Here is a 16,354-nt window from a genome sequence, read left to right on the forward strand (position 1 = left end):
TGGGCGCTTCGCCTTACCCGGCTTTGCCAGAATCACGCCAGACAGAGCGTTGCGCGGTGTTTGGCTGATTCAATCCCCAGTTCAATCAATTCCATAATCTGAATCGCCTGGCTGGCCGGAACCGGGTTATCCCCCGTCCCGTTTAGCGCATCACGGATAGCGGCATAATACGCCGGATAGTTACCCGGGATCGTAAGCAACGTTTCTTCAACCCTCTCCTCACCTTCCACCCGCGTCACAACCCCGTCCCGCATGTCATAGCCCCAGTCTTCCTGCGGCAAACGCTCGCCGTTTTTCAGGCGTTCTTCCTGAGGATCGAGACCAAACTTCACAAAGCTCCCGCGGGTACCGTGAAGGATATAACGCGCTGATTCGGCGGCTGCCACCATTGTCCCGTGCAGTACAATACGCCGCTGCGGGTAACTCAAGACGGCATGAAAGTAATCGGTGGTTTGCGCTCCGGGTCTGAGCTGGGCCAGATCGACCGTCATACTGACCGGCAGGCCAAACAAATTTACGGCCTGATCGAGAAGATGCGGCGCTAAATCGTACCAGATGCCGCTGCCCGGCCCGGCTTGCTCACGCCAGCGGTTTCGGACCTGAGGGCGGAACCGGTCAAAGTGTGATTCAAAAAAGAGGATTTCGCCCAGCGTACCTTCATTAAGGAGCGCTTTTACCGTCAGGAAATCACTGTCCCAGCGGCGGTTATGAAATACCGAAAGCACTCTGCCAAAACTTTTTGCCAGCGCATCCAGTTCGCGCGCCTGTGACAACGTCACCGTGAAGGGTTTATCGACAATAACGTGCTTACCGGCCTCCAGTGCAGCCTTTGCCAGCGGAAAATGCGTGTCATTGGGGGTGGGAATGACGATCAGATCAATATTAGGGTCGTTAAAAAGATGCTTAGGTTCAGAAACAACCGGCACGGAGGGCCAGTCGGCATGCACTTTCGTGGCATCGCTACTGGAAACTGCCGCCAGCGCCATGCCCGGCGTCCCGGCAATCAGAGGCGCATGAAAAGTCTTGCTCGCGTACCCGTAACCAATAAGCCCGACGCGGATGCTATCACTCATAATGTTGCCCTCTTTTATGACTATCTTATTTCACACTGGCTACTCTGACGTTCTTACAGATTAATCATGTGCCATATGACGTAAAATAGCAGGCTATGCCGGTTGTTTTTGTTACATAGATTTAACGTTCTGATTTTGTTTAGGGGAACCGTTCCCAAAGCACTTGCCGCGGGGGAAACGGCGCTGTAACATTTGCAACCTGTATTTATGGATAAATTACACGTACCAGTCATGACGTCAATTATTAATCGAATCATTGAATTAGCGGGATGGATTGTCCTTGGGGTATCGGTCATTTTGCTTGGTGTTGCCAGCCATATCGATAACTACCAGCCGCCGGAGCCTGTCACCGTCGCCCAACCTAAGTAACCGGTTACCGCAATAAAGAGTGACATAATATGTCAGTTACTTATTGCCAGCCCTGGTGAACACGGTTAACCTTCTCTTCCAGGCATCGTCTGATGCCTGTACTTTCAGCAAAGAAAACTCCTAATTTAGTCGCGTTATCTGAGTGGGCTGTTTACGTCTTTATTAATCCGTTTATTATTCGGACGAATTACCTTAACTGGTATTACTCACTTTTATATGGAAACTTATTAATATGACAGTTCAGGACTATTTATTAAAATTTCGCAAGATCAATTCGCTTGAGAGCCTGGAAAAACTGTTTGACCATCTGAACTACACGCTGTCGGATAATCAGGAAATCATCAATATGTATCGCGCCGCTGACCACCGCCGTGCGGAGCTGGTCTCCGGTGGCCGTTTGTTCAACGTCGGTGAAGTGCCTAAGTCTGTATGGCGCTACGTTTTATAAGAAAGTAGCCATCCGCGCGAAATGTTATATACTCTCCGCCCTGCAAACTGGCTGTACAACATTTCGCGCAGATTATGGGAGAGTTCATGACCGCAACGCCTGGAGAACGAATTGGAGGCTGGTTAATCGCCCCACTGGCATGGCTGCTGGTTGCCTTATTAAGCGCATCACTTGCGCTGCTGCTTTATACCACCGCACTGATTACACCTCATGCAATCCAGACCCTGATGTCGCAAAGTGTGCTTAATATTACGATGTGGTTTGTGTCGTTCGTTTTTGCGATCGGGATGTGGTACTACACGCTATGGCTGACCATTGCCTTCTTTAAGCGCCGTAAGGGTGTCCCTAAACACTACATTATCTGGCTGCTGATTTCGGTCCTGCTGGCGGTGAAAGCCTTTGCTTTTTCGCCAGTTTCTGATGCCCTGGCCGTTCGCCAGCTGCTTTTTCCGTTACTGGCTGCGGCGCTGCTGGCGCCCTATTTCAAGCGTTCGACGCGGGTGAAGAACACCTTTGTGAACCCGTAATAACCTTACAGATAACCTGTTGTCGCCTGCGGTGGTTTGTCCGATAATAGGCGGCTTTTTTATTTCAGGCTAAATAATGACCGATTACTTACTGCTCTTTGTCGGCACTGTGCTGGTTAACAACTTCGTCCTGGTGAAGTTCCTTGGCCTGTGTCCATTTATGGGGGTTTCCAAAAAGCTGGAAACTGCGATGGGCATGGGGCTGGCCACCACCTTCGTGATGACGATGGCGTCTATCTGCGCGTGGTTGATTGATAACTGGATCCTCATCCCGCTGGATTTAATCTATCTGCGTACGCTGTCCTTTATTCTGGTCATCGCGGTGGTAGTGCAATTCACAGAAATGGTGGTGCGTAAAACCAGCCCGGCTCTCTATCGCCTGCTGGGTATCTTCCTGCCGCTGATTACCACCAACTGTGCAGTACTTGGCGTGGCGCTGCTGAACATCAACCTTGGGCATAACTTCATGCAATCGGCGCTGTACGGTTTTTCTGCCGCCGTCGGTTTCTCTCTGGTGATGGTGCTGTTCGCCTCGATTCGCGAGCGCCTGGCAGCAGCGGATATCCCTGCGCCATTCCGCGGTAACGCGATCGCCCTGGTGACAGCAGGTTTAATGTCTCTGGCCTTTATGGGCTTTAGTGGTCTGGTGAAGTTGTAATGAGTACTGTCTGGATAGCCATCGCCTCTATCAGCGTGCTGGGGTTGGTGTTTGGCCTTATTCTGGGTTATGCCTCCCGCCGTTTCGCGGTAGAGGACGATCCTGTTGTAGAAAAAATCGATGAGCTTCTGCCGCAAAGCCAGTGCGGGCAGTGTGGCTATCCTGGCTGCCGCCCCTATGCCGAAGCGGTAGGCGTGCAGGGTGAAAAAATTAACCGCTGCGCACCCGGCGGTGAAGCGGTAATGCTGAAAATAGCCGCCCTGCTTAACGTTGACCCGCAACCTGTTGACGGCGATGAAGATGTGCAGGAGCCGGTTCGCGCCCTCGCCGTGATTGACGAAGCGAACTGCATCGGCTGCACAAAATGCATTCAGGCATGCCCTGTCGACGCCATCGTTGGCGCAACCCGTGCCATGCACACCGTCGTGGCGGATCTGTGCACCGGCTGTAACCTCTGCGTGGCACCCTGCCCGACGCAATGTATAACGTTGCGCCCGGTTGAACCGACTACCGAAAGCTGGAAGTGGGATCTTCAAACCATTCCGGTTCGCATCATTCCTGTGGAACAACATGCTTAAGTTATTTTCTGCTTTCAGAAAAGAGAAGATTTGGGACTTTGACGGTGGTATCCATCCACCTGAAATGAAAACCCAGTCCAACGGCACGCCGCTGCGCCAAATTCCGCTGGCGTCCCGTTACGTCATGCCGCTGAAACAGCATATCGGTGCTGAGGGTGAACTGTGCGTGAAAGAAGGCGATACCGTCCTTCGCGGCCAGCCGTTAACGTTCGGTCGCGGACGTATGCTGCCGGTCCACGCTCCGACGTCCGGTACAGTGGTGGCGATCGCCCCCCATACCGTTGCACACCCCTCTGCGCTCTCCGAGCTGAGCGTCATTATTGAAGCCGACGGAGAAGACCGCTGGATAGACCGTGACGGCTGGAGCGACTACCGCAACCGGAGCCGCGAAGCGCTTATCGAGCGTATTCATCAATTCGGCGTTGCCGGCCTGGGCGGCGCAGGGTTCCCTACCGGCGTCAAACTGCACGGCGGCGGCGATAAAATTCAGACCCTGATCATCAATGCAGCGGAATGTGAACCCTACATCACCGCCGACGATCGTCTGATGCAGGACTGCGCCGCGCAGGTCGTGGAAGGGATCCGCATTCTTGCCCATATTCTGCAGCCGCGCGAAGTGCTGATTGGCATTGAAGATAACAAGCCACAGGCTATTTCGATGCTGCGCGCCGTCCTCAACGGCAGCCACGATATCGGCCTGCGCGTTATCCCAACCAAGTACCCCTCTGGCGGCGCCAAACAGCTGACGCAAATTCTGACCGGCAAGCAGGTTCCGCATGGCGGACGCTCTTCGGACATCGGGGTGCTGATGCAAAACGTCGGGACAGCCTACGCCGTGAAACGTGCGGTGGTGGACGGTGAACCGCTGACCGAGCGCGTGGTTACGCTGACCGGTGAATCTGTCGCGCGTCCGGGCAACGTCTGGGCGCGTCTGGGTACGCCGGTTCGTCATCTGCTGGAACAGGCTGATTTTTGCCCGGCCAGCGACCAGATGGTGATCATGGGTGGCCCGCTGATGGGCTTTACCCTGCCGTGGCTCGATGTCCCGGTAGTAAAAATCACAAACTGCCTGCTTGCCCCCTCCCCGACCGAAATGGGTGAAGAGCAGGAGGAGAAAGGCTGTATCCGCTGCAGCGCCTGTGCCGATGCCTGTCCGGCGGATTTACTTCCGCAACAGTTGTACTGGTACAGCAAAGGTCAGCTGCACGATAAAGCGCAGACCCATAACCTGGCCGACTGCATCGAATGCGGTGCCTGCGCCTGGGTCTGCCCAAGTAACATTCCTCTGGTGCAGTACTTCCGCCAGGAGAAGGCCGAGATTTATGCCATCTCCATGGAAGAGAAACGCGCAGCCGAAGCGAAAGCGCGTTTTGAAGCGCGTCAGGCGCGTCTGGAGCGTGAAAAACTGGCCCGTCAGGCGCGTCACAAACAGGCCGCAGTTCAGCCCGGCGAAAAAGACCAGGATGCGATTAATGCCGCACTGGCACGCGTGCGGGAGAAAAAAGCGACGGCAGCCCAGACCGTGGTGATCCCGGCCTGTGAAAAACCGGATAACAGCGAAGCGATTGCCGCCCGCGAAGCGCGTAAAGCGGCTGCGCGCGCCCGTCAGGCAGAAAAAGCACAGTCAGCCTCCTCTGACGCTGAGATCGATCCGCGTAAAGCCGCCGTTGAAGCCGCCATTGCCCGCGCCAAAGCCCGTAAGGCCGGCGAGCAAAACGAGGTAGTTGAACAAGACGCGGAGGCCGTAGATCCCCGTAAAGCGGCTGTTGAAGCGGCGATCGCTCGCGCCAAAGCGCGCAAAGTCGGCGAGCAAAACGTGGTGGTTGAGCAAGAAGTGGAGGCCGTAGATCCCCGTAAAGCGGCTGTTGAAGCGGCGATCGCGCGCGCTAAAGCGCGCAAAGCAGCGGCGCAGACTGAAACCGCTACGCCTGAAGCCCCCGTCGACCCGCGTAAGGCGGCTGTTGAAGCCGCCATTGCCCGCGCCAAGGCCCGCAAAGCAGCACAGCAGGAAGAACAGCAGCCGGCCGCAAACGACGACCCACGTAAAGCCGCAGTCGCCGCCGCCATTGCGCGCGTTCAGGCGAAGAAAGCCGCACAGCAAGCAGTTAACGAGGATTAAATGGTTTTCAGAATCGCAAGTTCCCCTTACACCCATAATCAGCGCCAGACATCACGCATCATGATGCTGGTGTGCCTGGCGGCGCTGCCGGGCATTGCCGTTCAGTGCTGGTTTTTCGGCTGGGGAACGCTGTTCCAGATAGTGCTGGGTTGTGCCAGCGCCTTAGGGGCAGAAGCCCTGGTGCTTAAACTGCGTAAGCTGGCGGTTTCCCGCATCCTTGCCGATAACTCAGCACTGCTGACTGGCCTGTTGCTGGCAATCAGTATTCCACCGTTTGCTCCGTGGTGGATGGTGGTGCTCGGTACGGTGTTTGCAGTCATTATTGCCAAACAACTTTATGGTGGGCTGGGCCATAACCCGTTCAACCCGGCGATGATTGGCTACGTCGTACTGCTCATCTCCTTCCCGGTTCAGATGACCAGCTGGTTGCCGCCGCATGACATTGCCGCGACGGTACCCGGCTTTATGGATGCCCTGCACGTTATCTTTACCGGCCATACCGCGCTCGGTGCGGATATGAACGCGCTGCGTATGGGCGTGGATGGCATCAGCCAGGCCACACCACTCGATACGTTTAAAACCTCCCTGCATGCCGGGCACTCCGTCGATCAGATTATGAAATCTGCCATCTTCAGCGGCATGCTGGCGGGCGCGGGCTGGCAGTGGGTGAACCTTGCTTATTTGCTGGGCGGGCTGTTCCTGCTGCAGCAGAAAGCGATCCGCTGGCATATTCCGGTCAGCTTCCTCGTGACGCTGGCGGTCTGCGCCACACTGGGATGGGTGTTCTCGCCAGAATCGCTCGCCAGCCCACAGATGCATCTGCTCTCGGGGGCAACCATGCTGGGTGCGTTCTTTATCCTGACCGATCCGGTAACGGCATCTACCACGAACCGTGGCCGCCTGATCTTCGGTGCACTGGCCGGCTTGCTGGTGTGGCTCATCCGCAGCTTTGGCGGTTACCCGGACGGTGTGGCATTCGCGGTTCTGCTTGCAAACATCACCGTTCCGCTCATCGACTACTACACGCGTCCGCGCGTGTACGGCCACCGTTAAGGGTTTCGCGATGCTGAAAACAATGCAAAAACACGGCGTCACGCTGGCCATTTTCGCCGCGGTCCTCACCGGACTGACGGCCCTGGTGAACAACCTGACCAAATCGACCATCGACGAACAGGCGGTGAAGCAGCAAAAAGCCCTGTTCGATCAGGTGATCCCCCCTGATTTCTACGATAATGACCTGCAGAAAAGTTGCTTCGTGGTCCAGGCACCTCAGTTAGGCAAAGGCCCGCACCGCGTCTTTATTGCCCGTAAGGGGGATAACGCGGTAGGCGCGGTAATGGAAGCGACGGCGCCCGATGGCTACTCCGGGGCGATTCAACTGCTGGTCGGCAGCGATTTCTCCGGTACCGTGTTGGGTACGCGCGTGACGGAACATCATGAGACGCCAGGCCTGGGGGATAAAATTGAAACCCGTCTGAGCGACTGGATTTTGCATTTTGCCGGAAAAGTGATCCACGGCGAAGCGGATCCTGCATTTGCTGTGAAAAAGGATGGCGGCGAGTTTGACCAGTTCACGGGGGCAACCATTACCCCACGGGCCGTGGTCAATGCCGTAAAACGAGCCGGGCTGTATGCGGAAACGCTGCCCGCGCAGATGAACAATCTTCCGGCCTGTGAGGAGTAATCATGAGCCAGGTTAAAGAGGTTATCGTCCAGGGATTGTGGAAGAACAACTCCGCGCTGGTACAGCTGCTGGGGATGTGTCCGCTGCTGGCAGTGACATCCACCGCCACCAACGCGCTGGGTCTGGGGCTGGCAACCACGCTGGTTCTCACCCTGACCAATCTGTCCATCTCTGCCCTGCGCCGCTGGACGCCATCGGAAATCCGTATTCCGATTTACGTCATGATCATCGCGTCGGTGGTGAGTATCGTCCAGATGCTGATTAACGCTTATGCGTTCGGTCTGTATCAGTCGCTCGGGATCTTTATTCCCCTCATCGTAACCAACTGTATTGTGGTCGGGCGCGCGGAAGCTTTTGCCGTAAAAAACAGCCCGGCGATGTCGGCTCTGGATGGTTTCTCTATTGGTATGGGGGCAACCGGTGCCATGTTCGTGCTCGGCTCAATGCGTGAGATCCTGGGTAACGGAACGCTGTTTGATGGCGCAGATGCGCTGCTCGGCGGCTGGGCTAAAGCGCTGCGCATCGAAGTCTTCCACACCGATACGCCGTTCCTGCTGGCCATGCTGCCGCCAGGCGCGTTTATTGGCCTCGGCATGATGCTGGCGATAAAATACCTGATTGATGAAAAACGTAAGCGTCGCGCGGCTGAGCGCAGCGTACAGGAAGGGATACCCGAGAAGGCCTCATGAATAAAGAAAAGCGCATTGCGATCCTGACCCGTCTGCGGGATGAGAACCCACATCCGACGACGGAGCTGAATTTTAACTCCCCGTTCGAGCTGTTGATCGCCGTGCTGCTCTCTGCGCAGGCTACCGACGTGAGCGTTAATAAGGCGACCGCCCTGCTTTATCCGGTCGCCAACACGCCAAAGGCGATGCTGGAACTGGGCGTGGACGGGGTGAAGTCCTATATCAAAACTATCGGTCTGTTTAACAGCAAGGCTGAGAACGTGATCAAAACCTGCCGGATCCTGCTGGAACAGCACGGGGGTGAAGTACCGGAAGATCGCGCCGCGCTGGAAGCATTACCCGGCGTGGGACGTAAGACTGCGAATGTGGTACTTAACACCGCGTTTGGCTGGCCGACTATCGCCGTTGATACCCATATTTTCCGCGTCTCTAACCGCACGAACTTCGCACCGGGCAAGAATGTCGAGCAGGTTGAAGAGAAACTGCTAAAAGTGGTTCCCGCCGAATTTAAGGTGGATTGCCATCACTGGCTCATTCTCCATGGCCGTTATACCTGTATTGCCCGTAAGCCTCGCTGTGGCTCCTGTATTATCGAAGATCTCTGCGAGTACAAAGAGAAAGTGTATCCCTGATATCTTCCGCTTTTCGTTTTCTGACGCAACGGCAATTCCTTACCAAAAGAGGGTCTACCAGAAGACCTTCTTTTGACCATAATTTATCCGCCTTCCTTACCACTTCCCTTATCACTTGTTCGAGCCTTTAACGCTCAAACAGGTTAATACTTTTTTCATAGCCGAAAATTTCTATACATATGTGATCAAGATCACCCTGATAACTTCGTGTTGAATTTTTGTTGTTAAAAGCGGCGTAAACCCTTTGCCAGACAAGATCAAACTCATCACGAGCAACACATAAGACCAGCTATTTTTCAGAATATGGGCTATATCACTGCAATAAACCTCAAATAGCAGAACATATCGCCATTGAGGGCAAATTATGGGTGAATGCCAGTCAAAAAAACTCCCTTTACAGATCGTATGAAATTTAACGCTGAATAACATTTGTATGAACCGCCGATTATAGCGGCCCAGTTATATGTAACAGATTATTACAAACGTATTGCCAGACGGTGCAGGATAGTGAACATTACCCGCCGTTTCTCCTCCCAATATAACTATAAGGCGGATGGACTACGGCCATCACGCGATGAACACCCCCGTTAATATGGGATGTAAAAAAAGAGGTATATGTGTCGACTGCAAACAATAAACCAACAGATGAAAGCGTAAGTCTTAACGCTTTTAAACAACCTAAAGCGTTCTATCTCATCTTCTCTATCGAGTTATGGGAGCGTTTTGGTTATTACGGCCTGCAAGGGATCATGGCGGTTTACCTGGTAAAACAGCTGGGTATGTCCGAAGCAGATTCCATTACGCTGTTCTCCTCTTTCAGTGCCCTGGTGTACGGTCTGGTCGCTATCGGCGGCTGGCTGGGCGATAAAGTCCTCGGGACTAAACGTGTCATTATGCTGGGTGCGATTGTCCTGGCCGTTGGCTATGCGCTGGTTGCATGGTCTGGTCACGATGCCGCTGTGGTGTATATGGGTATGGCGACTATCGCCGTCGGTAACGGTCTGTTCAAAGCGAACCCGTCTTCCCTGCTCTCTACCTGTTACAACAAAGATGACCCGCGTCTGGACGGTGCATTCACCATGTACTACATGTCCGTGAACATCGGTTCCTTCTTCTCCATGCTGGCAACCCCGTGGCTGGCCGCTAAATTCGGCTGGAGCGTTGCGTTCTCCCTGTCCGTTGTCGGTATGCTGATCACCGTGGTTAACTTTGCCTTCTGCAAACGCTGGGTTAAAGACTACGGCTCCAAACCAGACTTCGAACCGGTTCACATTGGCAAACTGCTGGCGACCATTGTCGGCGTGGTGATCCTCGCGGCAATCGCAACCTGGCTGCTGCATAACCAGGGCATCGCGCGTGCGGTTCTGGGTGTGGTTGCGCTGGGTATCGTGATCATCTTCGCGAAAGAAGCCTTCGCCATGCAGGGTGCCGCTCGTCGTAAGATGATTGTGGCCTTCATCCTGATGCTGGAAGCGATTATCTTCTTCGTTCTGTACAGCCAGATGCCAACGTCTCTGAACTTCTTCGCTATCCGTAACGTTGAGCACTCAATCCTGGGTATCGCGTTCGAGCCGGAACAGTATCAGGCCCTGAACCCGTTCTGGATCATGATTGGTAGCCCGATTCTGGCTGCTATCTATAACAAGATGGGCGACCGTCTGCCGATGCCGCACAAATTTGCTATCGGTATGCTGCTGTGTTCTGGCGCATTCCTGGTACTGCCGCTGGGTACGAAATTTGCGACTGACGCCGGTATCGTCTCCGTTAACTGGCTGATCCTGAGCTACGCGCTGCAGTCTATCGGTGAACTGATGATCTCCGGTCTGGGCCTGGCGATGGTTGCACAACTGGTTCCTCAGCGTCTGATGGGCTTCATCATGGGTAGCTGGTTCCTGACCACTGCGGGTGCCGCTATCATCGCAGGTAAAATTGCAAACCTGATGGCCGTGCCGGATAACGTGACTGACCCACTGGTCTCTCTGAACGTCTACGGTACCGTGTTCATGCAGATTGGTATTGCTACTGCGGTTATCGCGGTTCTGATGATGCTGACTGCGCCGAAGCTGAATCGCATGACTCAGGACGACGACAAGACGGCGAAAGCGACCGAAACCGCTACCGCATAATGTCACTGAGAAACGACTGAACAGAAGCCGCTAATGTATTAGCGGCTTTTTTTTTACCCGTTCGCGCACTAACATAGCTGAAACCTCAGCAAAAAGGAGTTACCGATGAAACTGTTCTACAAACCGGGCGCGTGCTCTCTTGCTTCCCACATTACCCTGCGCGAGAGCGGCAAAGATTTCACGCTGGATGGCGTTGACCTCATGAAAAAACGCCTGGAAAACGGCGATGATTTTTTTGCTATTAACCCGAAGGGACAAGTTCCGGCTCTGCTGCTGGATGACGGTACCCTACTGACCGAAGGCGTGGCGATTATGCAATTCCTCGCCGATAGCGTGCCCGACAGGCAATTGCTGGCACCGGTAAGCACGGTTTCTCGCTACAAAACGCTGGAGTGGATGAACTACATTGCGACCGAGCTGCACAAAGGCTTTACCCCGCTGTTCCGTCCGGAGACGCCGGAAGAGTACAAACCGACCGTACGTGCTCAGCTGGAGAAAAAACTGCAGTACGTTAACGCATCGCTGAAAGACGATCAGTGGATTGGAGGCGCGCGTTTTACAATTGCTGATGCCTATCTGTTCACCGTGCTGCGCTGGGCGCGGGCCATTAAGCTCAACATGGACGGGCTGGACCACATTGCATCGTACATGGATCGCGTAGCCGCGCGTCCTGCGGTGGCTGCAGCGCTTAAAGCAGAAGGGTTGAACTGACCGGCGCACTGTATTGCCGGGTGGCGCTGTCGCTACCCGGCTGACAGGAATGTGAACCGTTATAACCGGGTCGCGCTGAAGTAATGCTCCGGTTTCGCGATACGATCCTGTGCCGCGACCACCTGCAGTTCATACTCCTGCATCTCTTTCGTCGCCTTCATGATTTCGTACACCGCAGCAGTCACATGCTCAAGCGCATCCCGCAGCGTGGCCCCCTGAAGTAATTTCACCAGCAGCAAACCGCTTGTCACATCACCGACACCCACCGGCTGACGCATGCCGAAGTCCACCAGCGGACGGCTGATATGCCAGGCTTCGTCTTTCGTCACCAGCAGCATCTCAAAACGGTCCCTGCTCAGCCCTGCGCGCGCGAGATGTTTCACCAGGACAATCTCCGGCCCCTGGGCTATTAGCTCGCGAGAAGCGCTTACCGCCTCTTCTACGCTATTCACCGGATGCTCGCAGAGAATTTCCAGCTCAATCAGGTTCGGCGCAATAATATCGCTGGCCGGCAGCGCGTGACGCACATGGAATTCAGCCACGCCGGGGGCCACGATACAGCCTTTCTCCGGATGCCCCATAACAGGATCACAAAAGTATTTCGCCGCCGGGTTTGCCGCTTTCACCTGGCGGACAATGCCCAGGATATGCTCTCCCTGCTCTGCCGAACCGAGATATCCGCTCAGTATCGCATCACAGCGTTTTAGCTGATCGATATTGGCAATGCCCTGCACAATGTCGGTGAGGTGCGAAGGCGGCATCACGCAGCCGGTCCATTGACCGTATTGTGTATGGTTTGAGAACTGCACGGTATTGAGGGGCCAGACGTTGGCACCGAGGCGGCGCATCGGAAATTCCGCGGCGCTGTTGCCAGCATGCCCAAAGACCACGTGGGACTGAATGGCGAGGATGTTCTTCATTTTTACTTACCAAACCCTGAAAAAACAAAAGGGGCGTGGTTTCCCACGCCCCTGGATACTTTTAATTATTTCCAGCAGACCAGACAGTAGTTTTTCTTACCGCGACGCAGAAGCGTGTAGCGGCCATACAGACGATCGCTGTCAGCGAAGGTGTATTCCGGGTCGGCCTGTTTTTCACCGTTAATGGTGATAGCGTTCGAGGCGATGGTTTTACGCGCCTGACCTCGGGATGGCTGCAGCTCGGAGTCCACCAGCGCCTGCATCAGGTCGGCACCTTTTTCCATCTCAACCATCGGCACGCCATCCTGCGCCAGCTGTTCGAAGTCCGCTTCGCTCAGATCGCTCAGCGTCCCGTTGAACAGGCTTGCAGTAATGCGTTTTGCCGCGGCCAGACCTTCTTCACCGTGAACCAGTTTGGTCACTTCATCAGCCAGTACGTACTGAGCACGTGGCGCTTTACCGCTGTTTTTGTCTTCTTCTTCCAGAGCATTGATCGTCTCAATGTCCATAAAGGTGAAAAACTTCAGGAAGCGATAAACATCGGCATCCGCCGTGTTAATCCAGAACTGGTAGAATTTGTACGGGCTGGTTTTCTTCGGATCAAGCCATACCGCGCCGCCTTCGGTTTTACCAAATTTGGTGCCGTCGGCTTTGGTGATCAGTGGAACGGTCAGACCGAAGACCTGGTTCTGGTGCAGACGACGCGTCAGATCGATACCCGACGTGATGTTGCCCCACTGGTCAGAGCCGCCAATCTGCAGGCAGACGCCGTGCAGTTTATTCAGGCAGGCGAAGTCATAACCCTGCAGCAGGTTGTAGGAGAACTCGGTAAAGGAGATGCCCTGGTCGTCACGGTTCAGACGCTGCTTCACCGCTTCTTTGTTAATCATCTGGTTAACAGAGAAGTGTTTGCCAATGTCGCGCAGGAAGGTCAGCACGTTCATGCCGCCAAACCAGTCATAGTTGTTGGCCGCAATCGCAGAGTTGTCACCGCAGTTAAAGTCGAGGAAAGGCGCAACCTGTTTGCGGATCTTATCCACCCACTCCTGCACGGTGTCTTCGGTGTTCAGTTTACGCTCAGCAGCTTTAAAGCTTGGGTCACCAATCAGACCGGTCGCGCCGCCTACCAGTGCGACAGGCTTGTGGCCCGCCATCTGGAAGCGTTTCAGGCATAACAATGGAACAAGATGCCCCAAATGCAAGCTGTCAGCGGTAGGATCGAAGCCGCAATAGAGCGCGATCGGGCCTTGCGCCAGTCGCTCTGCTAACGCTTCCTCGTCCGTCACCTGAGCCACAAGGCCCCGCTCTTGCAATTGTTTAATCAAGTTACTGCTTGCCATCAAATTCTCCATGTATAAACGACTGCACCTTTGCCGGTACACGACTTTTCGCCTGATGCGAAAGGTACATAGAATAAAGCGCAAGCGCGGCCTGCGCTAGCGCTTAAATCAACAAATTTCGGCGATTACGGTGCCAGCCTGTCGATTTTCCAGCCGCCATTTTCACGCTGGTATAAAAAGCGGTCATGCAGACGGTGTTCGCCGCCCTGCCAGAATTCCATCTGCTCGATCGGAATGCGGAAGCCCCCCCAGAAACTGGGCAACGGAACTTCGCCCTGCTGGAATTTCTGCTTCAGTTCGAGAAATTTGCTTTCAAGCACGCCACGCGCCGAAATACGGCTGGACTGTTTTGAGACCCAGGCGCCAATCTGGCTGTCACGCGGACGGCTGTGGAAATACTTCACCACTTCCAGCGTGGAGAGACGCTCTGCTTTGCCGGTGACCATCACCTGACGCTCCAGCATATGCCACGGGAACAGCAGGCTGATACGAGGATTGTTTTCCAGGTGGTGTGCCTTACGACTGCCCAGGTTGGTGTAAAACACCAGGCCTTTCTCGTCATAATGTTTGAGCAGGACGATACGCTGATACGGTTGACCGTTTTCATCTACCGTTGCGACAACCATTGCCGTTGGGTCGGCAAGTTTCGCTTCACAGGCCTGTTTCAGCCAGCGTTCAAAAAGCACGAGGGGTTCGGCGGGAAGATCCTGGCGACGCAGGCCGCCTTTGGTGTATTCACGGCGCAGATGCGCAATTTGCTGCAGTTCGTCGTTATCTGACATGGCGTTAGCTGACATTGACATTGGGTGGCGCTATTGTGCGCCGCCCCTGTAAAAATCTCAACGCTTCGGATTTTCGAGCTGGCAATTGTTCAGCACAATACGGTCGCGTTTGTAGACGGTGGCGCTGTCGCCTTTCGACCAGAAGACATAAATTCCGTCCGTGTAGCGTGCGCCGGAGGCAGAAATGCCCTGCTTGAGGGTGAGCAATTTGTTGTCGTAGACAAAACTGGCTTCCTGACGCGGATTGTTCAGCTTAACGGTCAGCGGTTTTTCATCACAGCGATACTCCAGGGTATCGGTCTGCATGCGATCAAGGAACTGGTTGTAGACGCTGCATCCTGACAGCAATAAAGGCGCGGCAATAAGAAGAAGTTTTTTCATGGGCGTATTCCGAAGACTTTCCTGGTCCTGGAGGGCATGGCTGCCCTCCTGTTTCATTCCATTCTAACGACCACACGCAGCGCTGAATTTCAGTTAACTCTGATTATGACGTGGATTCGCCGGGAAAATGGCCCCGAGGACGCTGGCCTCACGTGCGCCAGTCACCGACGGCAAATTGCCCGGAAGCCCGGCAATGGTGCGCCAGGCAAGCCAGGCAAAGGCCAGCGCTTCCATATCATCGCCGCTGATGCCGGCTTCATCGGTGGTCGTCACCTCGGTACCCGGCAATAACCCGGCAAGACGTGCCATCACCAACGGGTTACGGCTGCCACCGCCGCACACCAGCAGGCGTTCGCATCCACCGCTGAGAAGAACCTGTTCCGATATCGAAACCGCCGTTAACTCGGCGAGCGTCGCCTGGACATCCTGCGGTGCAAGCGCCGGGAACTGCGCCAGCTGACGTTCGAGCCAGCCATAGTTGAAATATTCGCGCCCCGTGCTTTTGGGCGCCGGTAAAGCGAAGTACGGATCGCTTAGCATGGACTGCAACAGCGGGATGATCACTTTGCCTTCGCTGGCCCACTGCGCGTCTTTATCATAAGCCTGACCACGCTGACGCCAGATCCAGGCATCCATCAGCATGTTACCCGGGCCGGTGTCATAGCCGCGTACGGGTTGATCCGGGATAAGCAGAGACAGGTTGGCGATACCGCCAATGTTCAGCACCATTCGGCGCTCTGTCGGATGGGTCAACAATGCCTGATGAAAAGCGGGCACCAGCGGCGCGCCTTGCCCGCCAAGCGCAATATCGCGACGCCGAAAATCACCGACTACGGTCACGCCCGTCTTCGCCACAATCTGGTTGTTGTCGCCGATTTGCAGGGTATGCGGTGCATCGCCGACCGGCTCATGCCAGACCGTTTGTCCGTGACAGCCGATAGCGACGACATCCTGCGGGCGAAGCTTTTCTTTATGCATCAGGGCCAGTACCGCATCGGCAAACAGCGCCCCCAGCCGCACATCAAGCTGACCAAGCTGAGAAAGCGTCAGTTGTTGCCCCTGACAGACACTGAGAATGTCCTCTTTCAGCGCCAGGGGGATAGGCCAGGTCAGGCTCGCCTGCTGTGCCACCATGTTTTCATCAATAGCGGCCAGAACGACGTCTACGCCATCCAGACTGGTACCCGACATCACACCAATGTAGCGACCCGATTTCATGCGCTTTCCTTACGTTGCGTGGGCTAATGCTCTCCACTCAACCATAAACAGCGCCGCTTTGCTATCCGGCGATAATATTTTTTAACAATCTCAGACAGG

General features: G+C 54.9%; 18 protein-coding genes. 12 read left to right on the top strand and 6 right to left on the bottom strand.

Annotated features, from left to right (window positions below; genetic code table 11):
- Positions 1 to 32: 32 nt before the first annotated feature.
- Entirely contained in the window at positions 33 to 1,073 is a 1,041-nt protein-coding gene (locus tag QE396_RS07040) for an oxidoreductase (protein ID WP_020884320.1), read from the bottom strand.
- Positions 1,074 to 1,316: 243 nt separating this feature from the next.
- Between QE396_RS07040 and blr the strand changes: the two genes are divergently transcribed.
- The 12 genes from blr (at position 1,317) to gstA (ending at position 11,614) form a co-directional block, all read left to right on the top strand.
- Positions 1,317 to 1,442 (top strand): division septum protein Blr, encoded by a 126-nt coding sequence (gene blr / locus QE396_RS07045; RefSeq protein WP_168112406.1) that lies wholly within the window; start codon positions 1,317 to 1,319, stop codon positions 1,440 to 1,442.
- Between the two features lie 232 nt (positions 1,443 to 1,674).
- A complete protein-coding gene (gene ydgT, locus QE396_RS07050) occupies positions 1,675 to 1,890 on the top strand; it encodes a transcription modulator YdgT (RefSeq protein ID WP_006174966.1) in 216 nt (71 codons plus the stop codon).
- 86 nt (positions 1,891 to 1,976) lie between these two features.
- Positions 1,977 to 2,417, top strand: coding sequence for a DUF2569 domain-containing protein (locus tag QE396_RS07055; protein WP_020884321.1), 441 nt, complete (start codon positions 1,977 to 1,979; stop codon positions 2,415 to 2,417).
- A gap of 76 nt (positions 2,418 to 2,493) precedes the next feature.
- Positions 2,494 to 3,075, top strand: a complete 582-nt coding sequence (gene rsxA / locus QE396_RS07060) for an electron transport complex subunit RsxA (protein ID WP_014169803.1) — start codon at positions 2,494 to 2,496, stop codon at positions 3,073 to 3,075.
- Complete coding sequence (rsxB, locus tag QE396_RS07065) at positions 3,075 to 3,653, top strand: electron transport complex subunit RsxB (RefSeq protein ID WP_020884322.1); 579 nt, start codon at positions 3,075 to 3,077, stop codon at positions 3,651 to 3,653. Before rsxA ends, rsxB begins: the two co-directional genes overlap by 1 nt.
- Positions 3,646 to 5,772, top strand: coding sequence for an electron transport complex subunit RsxC (rsxC, locus tag QE396_RS07070; RefSeq protein WP_309950494.1), 2,127 nt, complete (start codon positions 3,646 to 3,648; stop codon positions 5,770 to 5,772). Before rsxB ends, rsxC begins: the two co-directional genes overlap by 8 nt.
- Positions 5,773 to 6,825 carry an electron transport complex subunit RsxD gene (rsxD, locus tag QE396_RS07075; RefSeq protein WP_014169800.1) on the top strand — a complete coding sequence of 351 codons (1,053 nt, stop codon included), beginning with the start codon at positions 5,773 to 5,775 and terminating at the stop codon, positions 6,823 to 6,825.
- Between the two features lie 10 nt (positions 6,826 to 6,835).
- Positions 6,836 to 7,456 (top strand): electron transport complex subunit RsxG, encoded by a 621-nt coding sequence (gene rsxG, locus QE396_RS07080; protein ID WP_020884325.1) that lies wholly within the window; start codon positions 6,836 to 6,838, stop codon positions 7,454 to 7,456.
- 2 nt (positions 7,457 to 7,458) lie between these two features.
- Complete coding sequence (locus tag QE396_RS07085; RefSeq protein WP_020884326.1) at positions 7,459 to 8,145, top strand: electron transport complex subunit E; 687 nt, start codon at positions 7,459 to 7,461, stop codon at positions 8,143 to 8,145.
- Entirely contained in the window at positions 8,142 to 8,777 is a 636-nt protein-coding gene (nth, locus tag QE396_RS07090) for an endonuclease III (RefSeq protein ID WP_014169797.1), read from the top strand. Before QE396_RS07085 ends, nth begins: the two co-directional genes overlap by 4 nt.
- Positions 8,778 to 9,394: 617 nt before the next feature.
- Positions 9,395 to 10,903, top strand: a complete 1,509-nt coding sequence (gene dtpA / locus QE396_RS07095) for a dipeptide/tripeptide permease DtpA (RefSeq protein WP_014169796.1) — start codon at positions 9,395 to 9,397, stop codon at positions 10,901 to 10,903.
- A 105-nt stretch (positions 10,904 to 11,008) separates the two neighbouring features.
- Complete coding sequence (gene gstA, locus QE396_RS07100; RefSeq protein WP_014169795.1) at positions 11,009 to 11,614, top strand: glutathione transferase GstA; 606 nt, start codon at positions 11,009 to 11,011, stop codon at positions 11,612 to 11,614.
- Between the two features lie 59 nt (positions 11,615 to 11,673).
- Here gstA and pdxY read toward each other — a convergent pair whose 3' ends face one another.
- From pdxY to anmK, 5 genes are all read right to left on the bottom strand, one after another.
- Complete coding sequence (gene pdxY / locus QE396_RS07105; RefSeq protein ID WP_014169794.1) at positions 11,674 to 12,534, bottom strand: pyridoxal kinase PdxY; 861 nt, start codon at positions 12,532 to 12,534, stop codon at positions 11,674 to 11,676.
- Positions 12,535 to 12,599: 65 nt separating this feature from the next.
- Positions 12,600 to 13,874, bottom strand: a complete 1,275-nt coding sequence (gene tyrS, locus QE396_RS07110) for a tyrosine--tRNA ligase (RefSeq protein WP_020884327.1) — start codon at positions 13,872 to 13,874, stop codon at positions 12,600 to 12,602.
- Between the two features lie 125 nt (positions 13,875 to 13,999).
- Positions 14,000 to 14,656, bottom strand: a complete 657-nt coding sequence (gene pdxH / locus QE396_RS07115; protein ID WP_025204349.1) for a pyridoxamine 5'-phosphate oxidase — start codon at positions 14,654 to 14,656, stop codon at positions 14,000 to 14,002.
- 57 nt (positions 14,657 to 14,713) lie between these two features.
- On the bottom strand, positions 14,714 to 15,037 hold the full coding sequence (mliC, locus tag QE396_RS07120; protein ID WP_020884329.1) for a C-type lysozyme inhibitor: 324 nt from the start codon (positions 15,035 to 15,037) through the stop codon (positions 14,714 to 14,716).
- Between the two features lie 93 nt (positions 15,038 to 15,130).
- Entirely contained in the window at positions 15,131 to 16,255 is a 1,125-nt protein-coding gene (gene anmK, locus QE396_RS07125; protein WP_020884330.1) for an anhydro-N-acetylmuramic acid kinase, read from the bottom strand.
- Between the last annotated feature and the right edge of the window lie 99 nt (positions 16,256 to 16,354).

Origin of the sequence: Enterobacter sp. SORGH_AS_0287 (genome assembly GCF_031453695.1) — a bacterium.
Classification (GTDB): Bacteria; Pseudomonadota; Gammaproteobacteria; order Enterobacterales; family Enterobacteriaceae; genus Enterobacter; species Enterobacter ludwigii.